The organism is Tenacibaculum gallaicum, from assembly GCF_003387615.1.
Classification (GTDB): Bacteria; Bacteroidota; Bacteroidia; order Flavobacteriales; family Flavobacteriaceae; genus Polaribacter; species Polaribacter gallaicus.
Window position 1 is genome coordinate 79,543 of record NZ_QUNS01000006.1, and the last position, 15,192, is coordinate 94,734.

The 15,192-nt window shown below is 30.5% G+C and carries 16 protein-coding genes; 5 read left to right on the plus strand and 11 right to left on the minus strand.

All coding sequences use genetic code 11. The features are described 5' to 3' along the window. The first annotated feature begins 161 nt into the window (after nucleotides 1–161). Nucleotides 162–2,618, plus strand: coding sequence for an endopeptidase La (gene lon / locus C7448_RS11605; RefSeq protein WP_115901551.1), 2,457 nt, complete (start codon nucleotides 162–164; stop codon nucleotides 2,616–2,618). 89 nt (nucleotides 2,619–2,707) lie between these two features. Here lon and C7448_RS15860 read toward each other — a convergent pair whose 3' ends face one another. From C7448_RS15860 to C7448_RS11610, 3 genes are all read right to left on the minus strand, one after another. Then, nucleotides 2,708–2,875 carry a hypothetical protein gene (locus tag C7448_RS15860; protein WP_170137038.1) on the minus strand — a complete coding sequence of 56 codons (168 nt, stop codon included), beginning with the start codon at nucleotides 2,873–2,875 and terminating at the stop codon, nucleotides 2,708–2,710. 125 nt (nucleotides 2,876–3,000) lie between these two features. Beyond that, a complete protein-coding gene (locus C7448_RS15865; RefSeq protein ID WP_170137039.1) occupies nucleotides 3,001–3,177 on the minus strand; it encodes a hypothetical protein in 177 nt (58 codons plus the stop codon). Nucleotides 3,178–3,190: 13 nt separating this feature from the next. Beyond that, nucleotides 3,191–3,379 (minus strand): hypothetical protein, encoded by a 189-nt coding sequence (locus tag C7448_RS11610; RefSeq protein ID WP_115901552.1) that lies wholly within the window; start codon nucleotides 3,377–3,379, stop codon nucleotides 3,191–3,193. Between the two features lie 282 nt (nucleotides 3,380–3,661). On the opposite strand from C7448_RS11610, the gene C7448_RS11615 reads away from it, so the two are divergent. After that, nucleotides 3,662–3,877, plus strand: a complete 216-nt coding sequence (locus C7448_RS11615; protein ID WP_115901553.1) for a hypothetical protein — start codon at nucleotides 3,662–3,664, stop codon at nucleotides 3,875–3,877. 8 nt (nucleotides 3,878–3,885) lie between these two features. On the opposite strand, the gene C7448_RS11620 is transcribed toward C7448_RS11615, so the two are convergent. After that, entirely contained in the window at nucleotides 3,886–5,589 is a 1,704-nt protein-coding gene (locus C7448_RS11620) for an AraC family transcriptional regulator (protein WP_115901554.1), read from the minus strand. Between the two features lie 282 nt (nucleotides 5,590–5,871). Here C7448_RS11620 and C7448_RS11625 point away from each other — a divergent pair, with 282 nt between their 5' ends. Beyond that, entirely contained in the window at nucleotides 5,872–6,306 is a 435-nt protein-coding gene (locus C7448_RS11625; protein WP_115901555.1) for a hypothetical protein, read from the plus strand. Between the two features lie 72 nt (nucleotides 6,307–6,378). On the opposite strand, the gene C7448_RS11630 is transcribed toward C7448_RS11625, so the two are convergent. The 7 genes from C7448_RS11630 to C7448_RS11660 all read right to left on the minus strand — a co-directional run bounded on the left by C7448_RS11630 (nucleotide 6,379) and on the right by C7448_RS11660 (nucleotide 13,136). After that, nucleotides 6,379–8,607 carry a M1 family metallopeptidase gene (locus C7448_RS11630; protein WP_115901556.1) on the minus strand — a complete coding sequence of 743 codons (2,229 nt, stop codon included), beginning with the start codon at nucleotides 8,605–8,607 and terminating at the stop codon, nucleotides 6,379–6,381. Nucleotides 8,608–8,678: 71 nt separating this feature from the next. After that, entirely contained in the window at nucleotides 8,679–9,170 is a 492-nt protein-coding gene (locus C7448_RS11635) for a DUF6702 family protein (RefSeq protein WP_115901557.1), read from the minus strand. Between the two features lie 29 nt (nucleotides 9,171–9,199). After that, nucleotides 9,200–9,997 (minus strand): carboxypeptidase-like regulatory domain-containing protein, encoded by a 798-nt coding sequence (locus C7448_RS11640; RefSeq protein ID WP_115901558.1) that lies wholly within the window; start codon nucleotides 9,995–9,997, stop codon nucleotides 9,200–9,202. 91 nt (nucleotides 9,998–10,088) lie between these two features. Next, nucleotides 10,089–10,889: a carboxypeptidase-like regulatory domain-containing protein gene (locus C7448_RS11645; protein WP_115901559.1), complete on the minus strand. Its 801-nt coding sequence runs from the start codon at nucleotides 10,887–10,889 to the stop codon at nucleotides 10,089–10,091. 4 nt (nucleotides 10,890–10,893) lie between these two features. Further along, nucleotides 10,894–11,706: a carboxypeptidase-like regulatory domain-containing protein gene (locus tag C7448_RS11650; RefSeq protein ID WP_115901560.1), complete on the minus strand. Its 813-nt coding sequence runs from the start codon at nucleotides 11,704–11,706 to the stop codon at nucleotides 10,894–10,896. A gap of 4 nt (nucleotides 11,707–11,710) precedes the next feature. After that, nucleotides 11,711–12,487 carry a carboxypeptidase-like regulatory domain-containing protein gene (locus C7448_RS11655; RefSeq protein ID WP_115901561.1) on the minus strand — a complete coding sequence of 259 codons (777 nt, stop codon included), beginning with the start codon at nucleotides 12,485–12,487 and terminating at the stop codon, nucleotides 11,711–11,713. A gap of 130 nt (nucleotides 12,488–12,617) precedes the next feature. After that, a complete protein-coding gene (locus C7448_RS11660; RefSeq protein WP_115901562.1) occupies nucleotides 12,618–13,136 on the minus strand; it encodes a lipocalin family protein in 519 nt (172 codons plus the stop codon). 66 nt (nucleotides 13,137–13,202) lie between these two features. On the opposite strand from C7448_RS11660, the gene pepE reads away from it, so the two are divergent. Both pepE and C7448_RS11670 read left to right on the plus strand, forming a co-directional pair. Continuing rightward, nucleotides 13,203–13,910 carry a dipeptidase PepE gene (gene pepE / locus C7448_RS11665; RefSeq protein WP_115901563.1) on the plus strand — a complete coding sequence of 236 codons (708 nt, stop codon included), beginning with the start codon at nucleotides 13,203–13,205 and terminating at the stop codon, nucleotides 13,908–13,910. A 390-nt stretch (nucleotides 13,911–14,300) separates the two neighbouring features. Further along, the gene (locus C7448_RS11670; RefSeq protein ID WP_115901564.1) at nucleotides 14,301–15,002 is read left to right on the plus strand and encodes an HU family DNA-binding protein; all 702 of its coding nucleotides are present in this window, start codon (nucleotides 14,301–14,303) and stop codon (nucleotides 15,000–15,002) included. Nucleotides 15,003–15,192 lie beyond the last annotated feature (190 nt).

Here is a 15,192-nt window from a genome sequence, read left to right on the forward strand (position 1 = left end):
GTTATTTATAGCTTTTGTTGGCATAAGAATTGAATTATAGATAGTAAGATAAGTATAAAGATGATTGTATTCTTTTGTTTATCAGTAATTTATGATTTTAAAAAAGTGGTTTTCTTTAAAAGGAAAATTAAGAAGTGCCACTATGACAGAATAAGTAAGATATGAGCAAATCAAAAATATTACATTTAGACAATTTGTCGCTTCAAGATGTTTTTAATGAAGATTCAGAATTAATTCCATTATTAACACCAGAAGATGAAGAATTAATAAATAAAGAAAGTATTCCTGAAGAGTTACCAATTCTTCCGCTACGTAATACGGTATTATTTCCTGGGGTTGTGATACCAATTACTGCAGGTAGAGATAAATCTATTCAGTTAATTAAAGATGCAAATAAAGGAGATAAAGTTGTTGGAGTAGTTGCACAAAGAAATAGCGAAGTTGAAGATCCTGGGTTAGATGATATTTATCAAACAGGTGTCGTAGCGCAAATATTACGTGTGTTAAAAATGCCTGATGGTAACACAACGGTTATTATTCAAGGTAAAAAGCGTTTTGAAATAGAAGAAATTACGCAAGAACAGCCTTATTTAAAAGCAAAGGTAAAAGAAGCTATTGATGAGCGAGAAATTGATGATCAAAAAGAATTTGATGCAATTATCGAATCGATTAAAGATTTAGCATTAGAGGTAATTAAAGAAAACCCAATGTTGCCTTCAGAAGCATCATTTGCGATAAAAAATATTCAATCTAGTTCGTTTTTGGTGAATTTTATTTCATCAAATATGGAGTTAAGCGTAGCGCAAAAACAAGTATTGTTAGAGAAAGATAACTTAAAAGAACGTGCGTTGTTAACTTTAAAGAATTTAGATAAAGAGCTTCAAAAATTACAGCTACGTAACGATATTCAGTCTAAAACACGTTCTGATTTAGACCAGCAACAACGTGAGTATTACTTAAACCAACAATTAAAAACCATTCAAGATGAACTAGGAGGTGTTTCTCATGAGCAAGAGCTAGATGAAATGCGTACTAAAGCAAAGTCGAAAAAATGGAGTAAAGAGGTTGGTGAAACTTTTGATAAAGAGTTAAGTCGTTTAAAGCGTATGAATCCTCAAATGGCGGAATACGGTGTACAACGCAACTATTTAGAGTTAATGTTAGAGTTGCCTTGGGGCGAATATTCTAAAGATAAGTTTGACTTAAAAAGAGCTCAAAAAATACTGGATAGAGACCATTTCGGTTTAGAAAAAGTAAAAGAACGTATTATAGAACATTTAGCTGTTTTAAAATTACGTGGAGATATGAAGTCGCCAATTATTTGCTTGTATGGTCCTCCAGGAGTAGGTAAAACATCGTTAGGTAAATCGGTTGCAGAAGCATTAGGTCGCAAATATGTACGTATGTCTTTAGGTGGTTTACGTGATGAAGCTGAAATTCGCGGACACCGTAAAACGTATATTGGAGCGATGCCAGGGCGTTTAATTCAAAATATCAAAAAAGCAGGGAATTCAAACCCAGTATTTGTTTTAGATGAGATTGATAAACTAAGTCAAAGCCACCAAGGAGATCCTTCTTCTGCTATGTTAGAAGTATTGGATCCAGAACAAAATACAGCGTTTTATGATAACTATTTAGAAGTAGGATACGACCTTTCTAAAGTATTATTTATAGCTACAGCAAATAATATCAGTCAGATTCCATGGGCATTGCGTGATCGTATGGAGATTATTAATGTAACTGGTTATACCATTGAAGAAAAAGTAGAAATAGCTAAAAAATACTTGTTTCCAAAACAATTAAAAGAGCACGGTTTATCAAAAGAACACTTAAATGTTGGTAAAAAACAAATTGAGAAAATTGTAGAAGGATATACTCGTGAATCTGGGGTTCGTGGTTTGGAAAAACAAGTGGCTAAGGTAGTTCGTTTTGCTGCAAAATCTATTGCAATGGAAGAGGAGTATAATGTTACGTTGACTAATGAGGATATTGAAACTATTTTAGGGCCTGCACGTTTAGAACGTGATAAATATGAAAGTAACGATGTTGCGGGAGTAGTTACAGGATTGGCTTGGACGAGTGTTGGAGGAGATATATTATTTATAGAGTCTATCATTTCTAAAGGAAAAGGGAACCTTTCAATTACGGGGAATTTGGGTACCGTCATGAAAGAATCATCAACCATTGCCATGAAATATATCAAATCAAATGCTGAAGAGTTTGGTATTAACCCTGAAGTGTTAGATAAATATGATGTACATATTCACGTACCAGAAGGCGCTACTCCTAAAGATGGACCAAGTGCTGGTATTACAATGTTAACATCATTAGTATCTGTATTTACGCAACGTAGGGTGAAAAATAAACTAGCAATGACTGGTGAAATTACTTTACGTGGTAAAGTGTTACCAGTAGGTGGAATTAAAGAAAAAATATTAGCGGCGAAACGAGCTAATATTAAAGAAATTATTTTGTGTGTTGATAATAAAAGAGATATAGAAGAAATAAAAGAGAGTTACTTAAAAGGATTAACATTCCATTATGTAACTGACATGAGCGAGGTAATTGATATTGCACTTACCAAGCAAAAAGCTAAAAATGCTAAGAAATTAGTGTAAAAGTTTTAAGCTTAACGTAAACTTTAAAAATAAAAACAACCAGTATACCCTAAAAGATATACTGGTTGTTCTACAAAATATGGCAATATTTATTTTTTAAAGTCTTCTGGCGTATCATCTATTTCAGCTTCACACCAACAGCCTAACCAGTTACATCTTAGTACTTGACCTCTTGGGCATGAAATTTGACCTCCATTAATAGTTACTTGTTCTGTTTTATTTAAAACATTACCTAAATTTGAAATTGACTTTAACATAATTAATTGATTTTAGTTATTAATATTTTAATGACCTTTTATCTCAATAGACTCTTCAATATGTTCTGATTGGCACAAACACCTTATTCAGTTACATTTTAAAAAAGCCGCCTTTTATTTTTAAATTACCTTACGAAATCATCACCTGGTTGAAGGTAAGACTGACACCAACAAGATACCATAGGAGGTGTACCAATACATGTATATACTGTATGGTCAGGACACTGTAGTATTCCCCCATTGATTTCTCTTTGTTCTGATTTATTCAAAACGTTTCCTAAGTTTGAAATTGATTTTAACATAATTAATTAGTTTTTAATAATCAAAAAAATCAAAGTCAATAGGTTCTTCAATAGGTTCTTCAATATGTTCTGATTCACACCAGCATCTTATCCAGTCACATTTTAAATAATACCCTCTAGGGCATACAATTTGCCCTCCATTAACTTCTCTTTGTTCTGATTTATTTAAAACGTTTCCTAAGTTTGAAATTGATTTTAACATGGTTACTTAATTTTAATTTTCCTTACTCTATTTATATGCTTTTCAGGTTCGGCATTTAAGAATTATGTATTACAAATATTGGGAGTTTGATAGAGGAAATGAAGTGTATTAAGTGACTATTTAAGAAAAAAGCAGGTACTATTTAAAAAAAATGGCACTATTAATATGTGGTTAAGTTGCTGTTTGTTAGTGTTTTGTTTGTCTTGTTAAAGAATGAGAGTGATAAAAATAAAAACAACAGATAAAAAAATTAACTTTACCTAAACTGAAAAATTAAAACTTATGAAATATTTATCTATTGAGTTGTTAACAAAGTATGAATTAACATCAGAAGAAAAGATTAAAATATTTGCAGGAGATCCAATTGAGGCACCTGCTAATAAAATAGATTTTGGAGGACCAGATACAGATGGAGAAGAAGATTGTTTACCTCCACCTCCTGGAGATGATAGTAAAGATAAATGCTATGAGTACAAATTTTTTAGTATTTACAGATAATTATAACATTATAACTCCTTATCAATTTTTTCTATAAATTGATAAGGAGTTATACCTATATGTTTTTTGAAAATTCGAGTAAAGGACTTAGAGTTCTTGTATCCAGCTATTTCTCCAATAGCTTGAGTTGTATAAGATCTCACTTTCTTGTCATTGCTTAATACTCCAATAATATAATTAATTCGTAACTCATTTGTATAATCATTAAAGCTCATTTTTTTATAATCTTTAATTATTTTTGATAAATAAGTGGTGTTAGTGCCTATTTTTTTAGCTGCATTGTACAGGTTAAATTCTTCCTTTAAAAAATATTTTTTCTCTTCTATTTTTAATAAGCCACTAATAATTTGTTGGTGTTGCTCATCTTTTATTTTTAAAGGACTAGATAATGAAAAAGGCTTTTCAGTCAGGTCTTCTTTTTTTGAAATTTTACTTAACAGTTCGTTTAATTTTTTCTTTGCTTTCTTTTTTTCTTTAGTGTTTTTAAATACTAAAAAGGTGATAAATAGCACAATAGTAATTAAACCAATAACTATGATTTCGTAATAAAAACTCTTTTTAGTACTATCTTCTTTTAAGTCTTTTATTTTTTGATCAAAATCAACTTTAATTGCTTCTTTAAATTGCTTTCTATCTCTTAATGAAACTTTAGAATGATTACGTACATATGTGTTTAAGTAATAATTGGCAGAGTCTACTTTATTTTGATAAGTGTAAATCTGTGAAAGATATCCATGCATTTTTATATAATTATCATCTAGGATGGTATCTTTTTTAATATTGAGGGCAGTTAAAAAGTTTTGTTTAGCCTTTTCAAAATTATTTAAGCTATAATAGTTTAAACCATTATTGTAGTAACCCTTATATAAATAAGATTGTGATTTGCTTTTTTCAAATAACTCTAAACTTTTTTCAAGAAAAGAACTAGCTTTAGTATATTCCTTTTTTAAATTATACACAGTACCGATACCATAATAAACTTTACCAGTATAATAGTTATTAAGGTTGAACTCTTTTGTTTTTAATATCGAACTATAGTAATGTAAAGAAGAGTCTGCATACTGCTGCTTTTCTTTATCGTTTTTATATAAAGTAGCGTAGATGGCAGCAACATTAAACATTCTTTTATATTTACTACTATAATATTTGTTTGAAAGAATCTCTTTGTTCGCTTCTATAAGTTCAAGTGTTTCTTTTGCTTTGCTAAGAGCTTTACCAAGCTCTTCCATGTCTTGATAAATAAGTGCGATATTTCCTTTTATCTTAATAGTTCGCCCAATATCTTTAGCTAACAAAGCATAATTTTCGGCTGTAATATAATTTTGTAAGGCAGGTTTAATTAACTTTCTTCTTTTATTAGAGTTACCTAACAGAATATGTATATCGAATAGTAATGGGAAGTTTTTATTGATTTTAGCTATCTTGGGTAGATATTTATTTATACTGTCTTTAAAAGAAATATTTATTGATTGTTTTTCTCTTACTTTTAAATATTCTATAGCTGCATATCCAAAAGTTTTATAAGCGGTATTATTACTTAGTAAAAGCTTGTCCATATAGTATAGAGAACTATCAACACCAATTTCTCTATTGAGGTAGAACTTTTTTTTAAAATTTTCTAAATCACTCTCGTTATATTCTTTTTTTGTTTGAGAATAAGATACAATGCAAGTAAAAATCACTAAGAAGAGAAACGAAATTTTTTTAGACATGATTTTTAGAAGGATTATAAATTAATATGAACTGCAAAATAAAAAATATTTAAAGAAATTAATCATTAAAGAGTTGGTTGTTTACTTCTTTTTTGATGATTTATAGAGTATTAGTGTTTAGAGAATCAAATTTGAAAACTTTTTTCTTATGCAATGGTTTTGTAAAAGAAGTATTCTGGAGAATAAATGATAAGATAAGATACTTTTTATGGGTAAAAAGCGTTGTTGTTTTAGTTATATTTAAAAATTGAAAACAATATCAAACGTAAACCCTTAAATTTCATGAAAAAACTTTTTTTATTAACAGGTCTTTTATTTTCTGTAGCCTCGTACTCTCAAATTGAATTTATTGAAACTACTAAAACTGAAATAGTAGGAAAAATAGAATATGTTTATTTAGAGAAAATAGGGGATAAAGCTTATAACTTTTATTATAAGAATATTAATGACCCTATCCATGAATATGTTCATTTTTCATTTAAAAACTTAGATAATGATGTAGAAAAGTTACATCAAATAATTGTAAAAGGTTTTGAAGAAAATCCTAGAGACCCGTATAAAATTAAAGCAAATGGAGATGTAATCTGGTTAAAATATACTAAAGTTGATGGAGTTGTTATGCTACAGATTCAACAGTATGTAAGTAGAGATCCAGATATTATGACGGTTTCTAAATTACTTACTTATGAAGAAGTAAATAAGTTATTTAGTAAGTAATAATTAAGATGATGAGTTATAAAAAAAGCAGCTTTTAAGGCTGCTTTTTTTATTGGGTTTAGATAATCTTTATTAATTTTTTGCTTTATTTTTAAAAGCATCAAACTTGTTTGTTGTTTGCTTAGGCCAACTGTTGTTTGAAGTATCAATATCAGCAGTTTCTAAATCAGGATCTATAACAATGCTTTTAATTTCTTGAGAAGAAGTAAATACTCTTTTTACTTTATGCTCATCTTTTTTCCATATTTGAGCAGGAAAAGTTTCACGTTTTTTAGAACCATCAGCATAGGTTAATTCTACAATAATAGGCATAACTAAACCACCTGGTTTTTCAAACTCAACCTGATACATATAGTTGGGAATATCTTCTAAATTGGCTTTCTTGTCTGAAGGTAAACCACTAATATATGTTTCTATTTCAGATTTATCAGCATCTTTCTTTTCAGTAGTTAAATAAACTAACTTACCCAATCGAGCAAAGTAAGAAGGGTATTGCTGTTGTATTTTTTTAGTTTCCTCGTTTGGTTTATTAGTTAAGTATAAAGGCTTAACCTCTTTAATTCCAATATCAGTATAATCAGTGGTGTAGAACCAACCTCTCCAAAACCAGTCTAAATCCATACCAGAAGCATCTTCCATAGTTCTAAAGAAATCGGCAGGAGTAGGGTGCTTAAACATCCATCTTTTAGAGTATGTTCTAAAAGCGTAGTCGAATAATTCAGGTCCCATAATTGTTTGACGTAACATATATAAACCAGCGGCTGGTTTTGTGTAAGCATTAGGTCCGAAATTATGTACATAATCACCTTGAGACATAATAGGGCTTAATTTATTTTGATCTAAACTCATGTAACGAACAATATCTTTAGGTAAATTACCAGTGTTGAAGTTTGGGTCGTAATCTAACTCAGCTAAAATTTCTACAAAAGAATTCAATCCTTCATCCATCCATGTCCATTGACGCTCATCAGAGTTTACAATCATAGGGAAGAAGTTATGGCCAACCTCATGAGTAATTACTCCAATCATTCCGTTTTTAACCCTATCAGAATAGGTTCCATCAGGGTTTGGACGGCCGTAGTTAAAACAAATCATTGGATATTCCATTCCTTGACGCTTAGCGTGTACTGATACTGCTTTAGAGTATGGATAATCAAAAGTCATTTTTGAATACTCTTCTAACGTATTAGCAACAACACGAGTAGAGTGCTCTTCCCATAACGGATTTCCTTCTTTTGGGTATAAAGACAGCGCCATAATAGTTTTACCGTTAATATTTACAGCCATAGCATCCCAAATATATTTTCTTGATGAAGCAAAAGCAAAGTCACGTACTTTGTTAGCTTTAAAATGCCAAGTTTTAGTTTTAGTAGTTCTTTGTTTTTCGTTTTCTTCAGCTTCTTTTTGGGTAACAATAAATACTGGATCTTTAAAAGACTTTCTAGCTTTTTCAAAACGTTTACGTTGTTCTCTATTTAGTACCTCTTTTTCATTTTGTAATTCACCAGTAGCATCTAAAATATGGTCAGCAGGAACTGTAATTTTTACATTGTAATCACCAAACTCTAAAGCCCATTCACTACGCCCCCAGAACTGCATGTTTTGCCACCCTTCAACATTATTATAAACACATAATCTTGGGAAAAACTGAGCAATGGTGTAGTTCTTATTTCCGTCAGGAAAAGATTCAAAACCAGAGCGACCACCATCTTCAACAGAGTTGTTAATTAAGTAGTTCCACTTTATTTTGAATTTGAAAACTTCACCAGGAGCTAATGGTTTAGGTAAGTTAATACGCATCATCGTACGATTAATAGTATGAGGTAAATCTCTACCATCAGCATATTTTACGGCTTCAATATTAAAACCAAATGCTTTTGGCTTATCCATATTGTCACTCACAAACTTATCAGGGGTTTGAAAACTTCTTGCTGCATTAGATTCTGCTAATGGAGATTTAGAATCTGGAGCTCGCATATTTTGATCTAACTGTAACCATAAATATTCTAAATGGTCTTTAGAGTTGTTGTGGTAAGTAATATCTTCATCTCCATATAATCTATCTGTAGCTTCATCTAAGCGTAAGTTCATTACATAGTCAACTTTTTGTTGCGTATATGCATGACCTGGCGCTCCTGATGCTGTACGTTGATCGTTAGGAGTTGCTAATACATCTTTTAATTGTCGAAATTTGTTTTGGTCGGTGTGACCTTGTTGACGTTCTTTTTTAGGAGCTTCTTGGGCAAATAAAGAAGCTGATACAAAGAGCGCTGAAAATAATAGCGTAGAATATTTTCTCATTATATGCTTATTAGTTTTTGAATAAATAAGCGGAAAGTTAATGAAATCTTATTACTAAAAAAGAAGCTTTATTAAAAATTTAACAAACCTTTATCATTATCGCTCGATAAAAACAAACTTTTACGCTCTTTTTTAACAGTTGCTTTAATAAGGTTTTGTTGATCAGGGAAATGGTCTACTAAAATATCGTTTTCTATTTTTATTGACTTTGGTAATGAAACATCTTCTATCTCTAAATAAAAGTAAACAATATTTCCGTCGTATTCTTTCCCTATAAATTTATAGACTGCTTCTTTATTATTAATAGTTACTTTAAAATGAGTTTTTAAGTATTTGTAATAATATTCATTAATAGATGGTAACTCGTTTTTAGTAGCAATTTGTAGGTTGGTGTTGTAATCTTTATTTATAGCGAGCTCAATATCATCCATAAAAACATTCATAATCATTTGTACGCTTTGGGTATCTTCTCTGTATTCAATTTCAGTTAATGCAACATAGTATTTATGGAGAGTGAACGATAGTAAGGGAAGTACTAATAAGAGGACAAAAAGTTTTTTCATGGTTGATAAAGGTCAATTATTGCGCCAAATTAGTGTTTCTCAATAATTTTAAGGTATCCTGTATGTTCTTTTCTAAAGATTTTAATAACTTTTAACACTTCACGGTTTTGATACAGTTTTTCTATTCCTAGCGGATTACAATATTCTAAAAAGTGATAATACTTATCAACAGGAATTTTAAGTTCAACAAAAAAGAAATCTACCCCTAATTCACTTAACAATTTAGCGGGCATATTTTCTTTAAAAGCTAACTCTTTACGAAGTTTCCATAGTTTTTCTGAGTCTTTCACAGGAAACGTATTAGTGGTCCCCATACCTTCAAAAGCTTTTGTAGGGTCAACTCTAACCACATTGGGCTTTACGTGTTTACTTATATAATCGTTTGAATGATAATTACTATAATTAACATTTGAGAAGTCAGTAGCGCTGCTAGCCTTTTCTAAATTTTTATCTTGTTTTACCTTTCTAAGGTCTTTGGCAAGTTCACCTGAAAGTTCATTGTTTCTTAATAAAACTTCATCTAGTTCATAATCTTGTTTTTCAAGAGTAGTTCTTTTTCTATAGGTGTTAAAATCGGCTTTGGTTAACTTTTCATTAATAGTTTTATAGCCTATACTACTATATCTAATAGAATCTGTAGGTCTAGCGAAAAGCCTATATTCTCCATTCTCGTTAGAAAATGTAGCTTGATTTGTTGAAAAGTTAACAATATGAGCATTTTCTAACCCACCATTTTCATCATAAACAATTCCAAAAAGTGTTTTTCGTTCTTCTTGTGCGAATACTAGTTGAGATAAGAATAATAAGACAATTAGAGCTTTCTTCATAATATTTATAGGTTACGTTAACGTACACACCTAAAGGTACAAAATATTTTAAGAAAGTGTAGTGAAAATTATCCTGTAAAAAGGTAGGACTTTAGTTATAAGTTTTAGGGTTTAGCTTTTTAAAAACCTCAGCTTTCTTTTGTAAAAATTCTATCATTGTAACCTCATTATGTAGGTAAAAAGGAGTGAAGTCATCTGCTGATTCAGCAAAATGAATAAACCTGTCAATATCTTCTTTTAGTATGTTTAGTTCGTGTTGAATGAGTATGTGGTAATTACTGCGTATGTTTTCTATTCTTTTTTCTCTATCTTCAATAGCTTTATTTTTTTTTAATTTTCTCAGTCTTCCTGATATTGAATTAATAATATAATCTGTAGATAAAACAAACCCTAGGCCTTCAAGTTTCATGGGACGTCCTCCCATTCCAGTATAGAGCCTTCTTTCAGCAGGGGTAAGTATTCTAGAACCTGCAAAAGGTAGTTTTAATGTTTCGGCATTTATTTCTTTTTCAGATTTTATATGTTTTGAGTCAGAAGAAATATACCCGAGTAAATTATGTTTTTTTACTTCGACTTCATCCAGCTCAATAGGTACTTTTTTTAGTAGGATACTATTTTCTTGTATTCCGAAGTGATTAACACCTACCATAAATTTTTTAGTTTCATAACCTACGAACGTAATTTGTATAGTATCATTTGCTTTGGCCAAAATTCTAAATTCACCATTATTATTAGTAAAAGTTCCTTGTTTAGTGTTAAGGTTTATAATATGTGCGTTAGGAACAGTACTTACTTCATCTTGTATGGTAGCGTAAAAGAATTTTCTACTTTCTTGTGCGGTAGCTTTTATTATAAAAAACAGACAAATAATTGAAGGGAGTATATTTTTCATGTGTTTAGTTATTAATTACTTTTAAATAACTCTTACTTTCTTGCTGTAAGATAGCAATCACTTTTAAAAGTTGTTGTTCTTTATATAATTTTTCTATACCTAGTGGATTGCAATATTCTAAAAAATGAAGATACTTGCCTTTAGGTATTTTTAGCTCTTTAAAAAAGAAAGATTCTCCAAATGCTGAGAGCAGCATTTTAGGAAAACGTTCTTTAAATGTTATTGTTTTTCGGGTTCTTTTTAGCTGTTCAGAATAACTATCTTTTCCTAAACTAATTGCGCCTCCAACACCAGCAAATTTAGCTGTGGGATCGGTTACTTTCCTCATATTTGGGGCTTTCATTTTATCAATCTCATCAATGGGCATAATAATAGGGTCTTGAAAATTAATCATAGAAAAATCAATAGCCTTTTTAGCTTTTTCCATACCAATATCTTTAGGTGTTTGTTTAGTATCTATAGCAAGTGAACCTATTAAGTTGTGTTTTTTTACTTCCACTTCATCCAATTCAAAAGGAACTTTAACTAGGGTAATTTTATTTTCTTGTATTCCAAAATGAGTATGGGTAAGCTTAATTTTTTTGGTTTCGTATCCTACAAAAGAAATCTGCAAAGTATCGTTAGGTTTTGCTAAAATTCTAAACTCACCAAAATCGGTACTAAATGTACCTTGTTGGGTATTTAGGTTGATAATATGAGCGTTGGGTATAGCACCAAGTTCATCATTTAAAGTTCCGTAAACGAATTTTCGTTTTTGTTGAGCTGTAGCTCCTAAAGTAATTAGTAGTAAAAGTGTGATGGGTAGTTGTTTAATCATGCAATTATTTTTTGGTAACTCTTATGTTTTCATTTTCTAATAGGTAAGGGGAGGATTTACTATTTTCAATTAAAACCGCAGTAAGTTCTAAAACTTTATCTTTTTTATATAGGTTTATAATTCCTTTAGAAATACAGGCTTGTAAAAACTGATTGATGTGTTCTTTCTTTATTTTTAGTTGACGTATAAAAAAACCATCTGTAAAGTGTTTTCTAATTTTTTCAATATTTCTATCTTCAACAGTAATCTTTTTTAATTGTTTTTTTCGTTTGTTTGTTCCGTTAAGCGCATTTATAAGCCCCGTTACACTAATGGCTAAGCCCGATTCTATTTTTACTGTTTTTTCGTCTTTAGTTTGTATTACGTTAGCATAAGGTAGTTTTAAGGTTTTAGCATTTACAACAGGGGCGTTGTTAAGAATGTCGGGATCAATTTCTAAAATACTTCTTTGCTTTTCAAGCACAACTTCATCTAACATGTGCGTTTTACTATCAACAAAAATTACAATGTTTTTAGCTTTTATATGCTCTTTGGTAAGGGTAACCTCTTTAAACTCTAGGTTTAAGTGAGAAACCAATAAGGTGTTGTTTTCAGAAGCTAAAATTTCAAAGCGTCCGTTTTCATTAGAAACAGCACCAAGCGTTAGTTTTTTATTAATAATATGTACATCTTGCGTAGCAATACTATCTATAAACACAGTACCCGTAATAATTTTAGGGGTGTTTTGAGCAATTATAGCACAGGTAGTTATGGTAAAAAGAACAAGTAACAATTTTCTCATATCACAAATAAACTACCTACTTGTCTTAAAAATGTTTTAAGGACATGGTAAATTTTTGTTAAACAAAGAAAAAGACCGTTTGAAAATTAATTTTCAAACGGTCTTATAGTTTTTAATGTACGTTAGAAACTTATCTTTCTAATATAACTGTAGCATTACCTACAATTTTTACCCCAACACCTTGAACTGTTTGAGTTTCATTTATTTTTTGTTTTAAGACAAGCTTGTTTTCTGTATATGAATCAATAATCATTTCAGAAGAAACACCATTACTCTTTGTAATAAGTTTATTTCCTTTAATTTCCCACTCACCAGATTCTAGGTCCATAATAGAACTCGATTCTGTTTCTTGAGTTTCTACTTCTCCATTAGTATTTGTTTTGGTAACAAGGGTAAGAGATCCTTCTGTAGAGTATTCGTTAGGGTTCTCAGAAAAGGTCATTGAAAAATTGTAATTTTTACCATAAACAGCTGTTGTGCTATTAACAGTATTTCCTTGATAAGAAAACTTATTAGTTACATTTGAGGTTAAATCAATTAAGTTCCACTTACCTATAAGGTCTTCGTTTGAAATTTCTACCAAATCATTGCTGTCAGAACAAGAAAATAGAAGAAAAGAGATACTGAATACAAAAAGTATTTTTTTCATAGTTTTTAATTTTTTTAATTATTGAAATCAAAAGTCATATTTTTGATTGAATAAACAAAGAAAAAAATGAAAAAACTACTTATAGCAAGCACATCTACCGTTCATGGTAGCGGGTACCTAGCATATATTTTACCAATCTTAACTAACTTTTTTAAAGAAGCCTCTACCATATTATTTATACCGTATGCACGAGCAAGCGGAAAAACTTATGATGAATATACTGAAATAGCTCGTAAGGCTTTTGCAACAATTAATAAAGAGGTAAAAGGGATTCACGAGTTTGATAATCCGAAGGAAGCTGTTCAGCAAGCCGAGGCTATTTTTACAGGAGGAGGTAATACGTTTGAGTTAGTAAATCAACTATATAAAAACGATATACTTTCTGATTTAACTACAGCGGTTGAAAACGGAACTCCGTATTTAGGTACCAGTGCAGGAAGTAATATTTGTGGAGTAACGATGATGAACACCAACGATATGCCTATTGTATATCCACCAAGTTTTAAAACCTTAGGGTTTATTCCGTTTAATATCAACGCACATTATTTAGACCCAAATCCAGATTCTACGCACATGGGTGAAACGCGTGAAACACGTATTAAAGAATATCATGTATTTAATGAAACACCTGTGCTAGGGTTACGTGAAGGTAGCTGGCTAGAGGTTAACGGAGATTCAATTATATTACGAGGAACTTACACCGCACGTTTATTTAAACAAGGAAAGGAAGCTGAGGAGTTAGCCACAAATACAGAGGTTAGCCAGTATTTTTAATACACTTTTATAGTACTTAGCTTACAAAAGAAAACTCCAAATAACAGTTTGGAGTTTTTTTGTTTTATACCATAAGTTTATGGTTATTTTACTAAAAAAGCATTGTTTTGTTGTATAAGTTAGTATTGTTTTGTAGATATTGTTAAAATATTCTAAATAAATAATAAGCGTTTAAAAAAAATATTATTTTAGCGATGCTATAAAAAGATTTAGACGAATGTAAATTGCTATAACAATACAATCACCTAATCTTTATATTTCAAATTCCTCTTAAAATTAGCATACGTTTACTTACAAACGAATGCCTAACACTATTTTAGTACGTTGTGTTTTGGCATGTTTTAAAGGTAAACGTTATTGAAAAAGTAACTTAAATTAAAAATTGATATTATGAAGTATTATTTATCAGAAAACAGATTAACAGATGAAGCAAACTATGTAGCACGTGTATTAACAGAGCGTACTATTAACCAAGACGAGCTTATTGAAAAAATGTTGAGTAAACGAAATTTAGTAAGCAAAACCGACATTGTAGCGGTATTAAACTCGTATTACGAAGAAATTATTGAATCTATAGAAGAAGGCGATAACATTAATTTACCTATAGTAAACATAGGCTATTCTATTTCTGGGGTTTTTGATACAGAGGAAGACAGTTTTAACCCCGATGTTCATAAACTACACGTAAACTTGAATAGCGGAAAACTTATTAATGAGGTAAAAGAAGACATTCCGCTGCAAAAAATAACAGCACCTATTACCAGTACTTTAATTAACAACTGTAAAGATATTATAAGCCAAACAACCAATACTACTATAACCTCTAACGGATTGTTTGAGTTAAACGGAGTTAGGTTAAAGGTGGATGGTGATAAAGACGAGGTAGGTTTGTATTTTGTTGCAGAAGACGGTACTGAAATCAAAGTACAATACCTAGCTCAAAATAGTTTTAAAAGAGTAATAGGGCAAGCACCTACTTTAGCAACGGGTACTTATAAAATTAGAATTAAAACGCAAGCTACCAATAATTCAGGGCAGTTTTTAAAAGAAGTACGTATTTCAGATGCACCATTTGTAGTAACAGCTGCATAATTATTAAGGGTAACAAGTCTTAAAAAACGCTGTAAACCTCATAAACACTCGTGTTTTATGAGGTTTTCTTTTTGTAATAAACACTTTACTATAAAAAATAATTAGGCAAGGAGTAATGCTCCCCTTATAAGGGGAATGACACTCCCCTTAGGCAAGGAGTAATACTCCCCTTATAAGGGGAGTGACACTC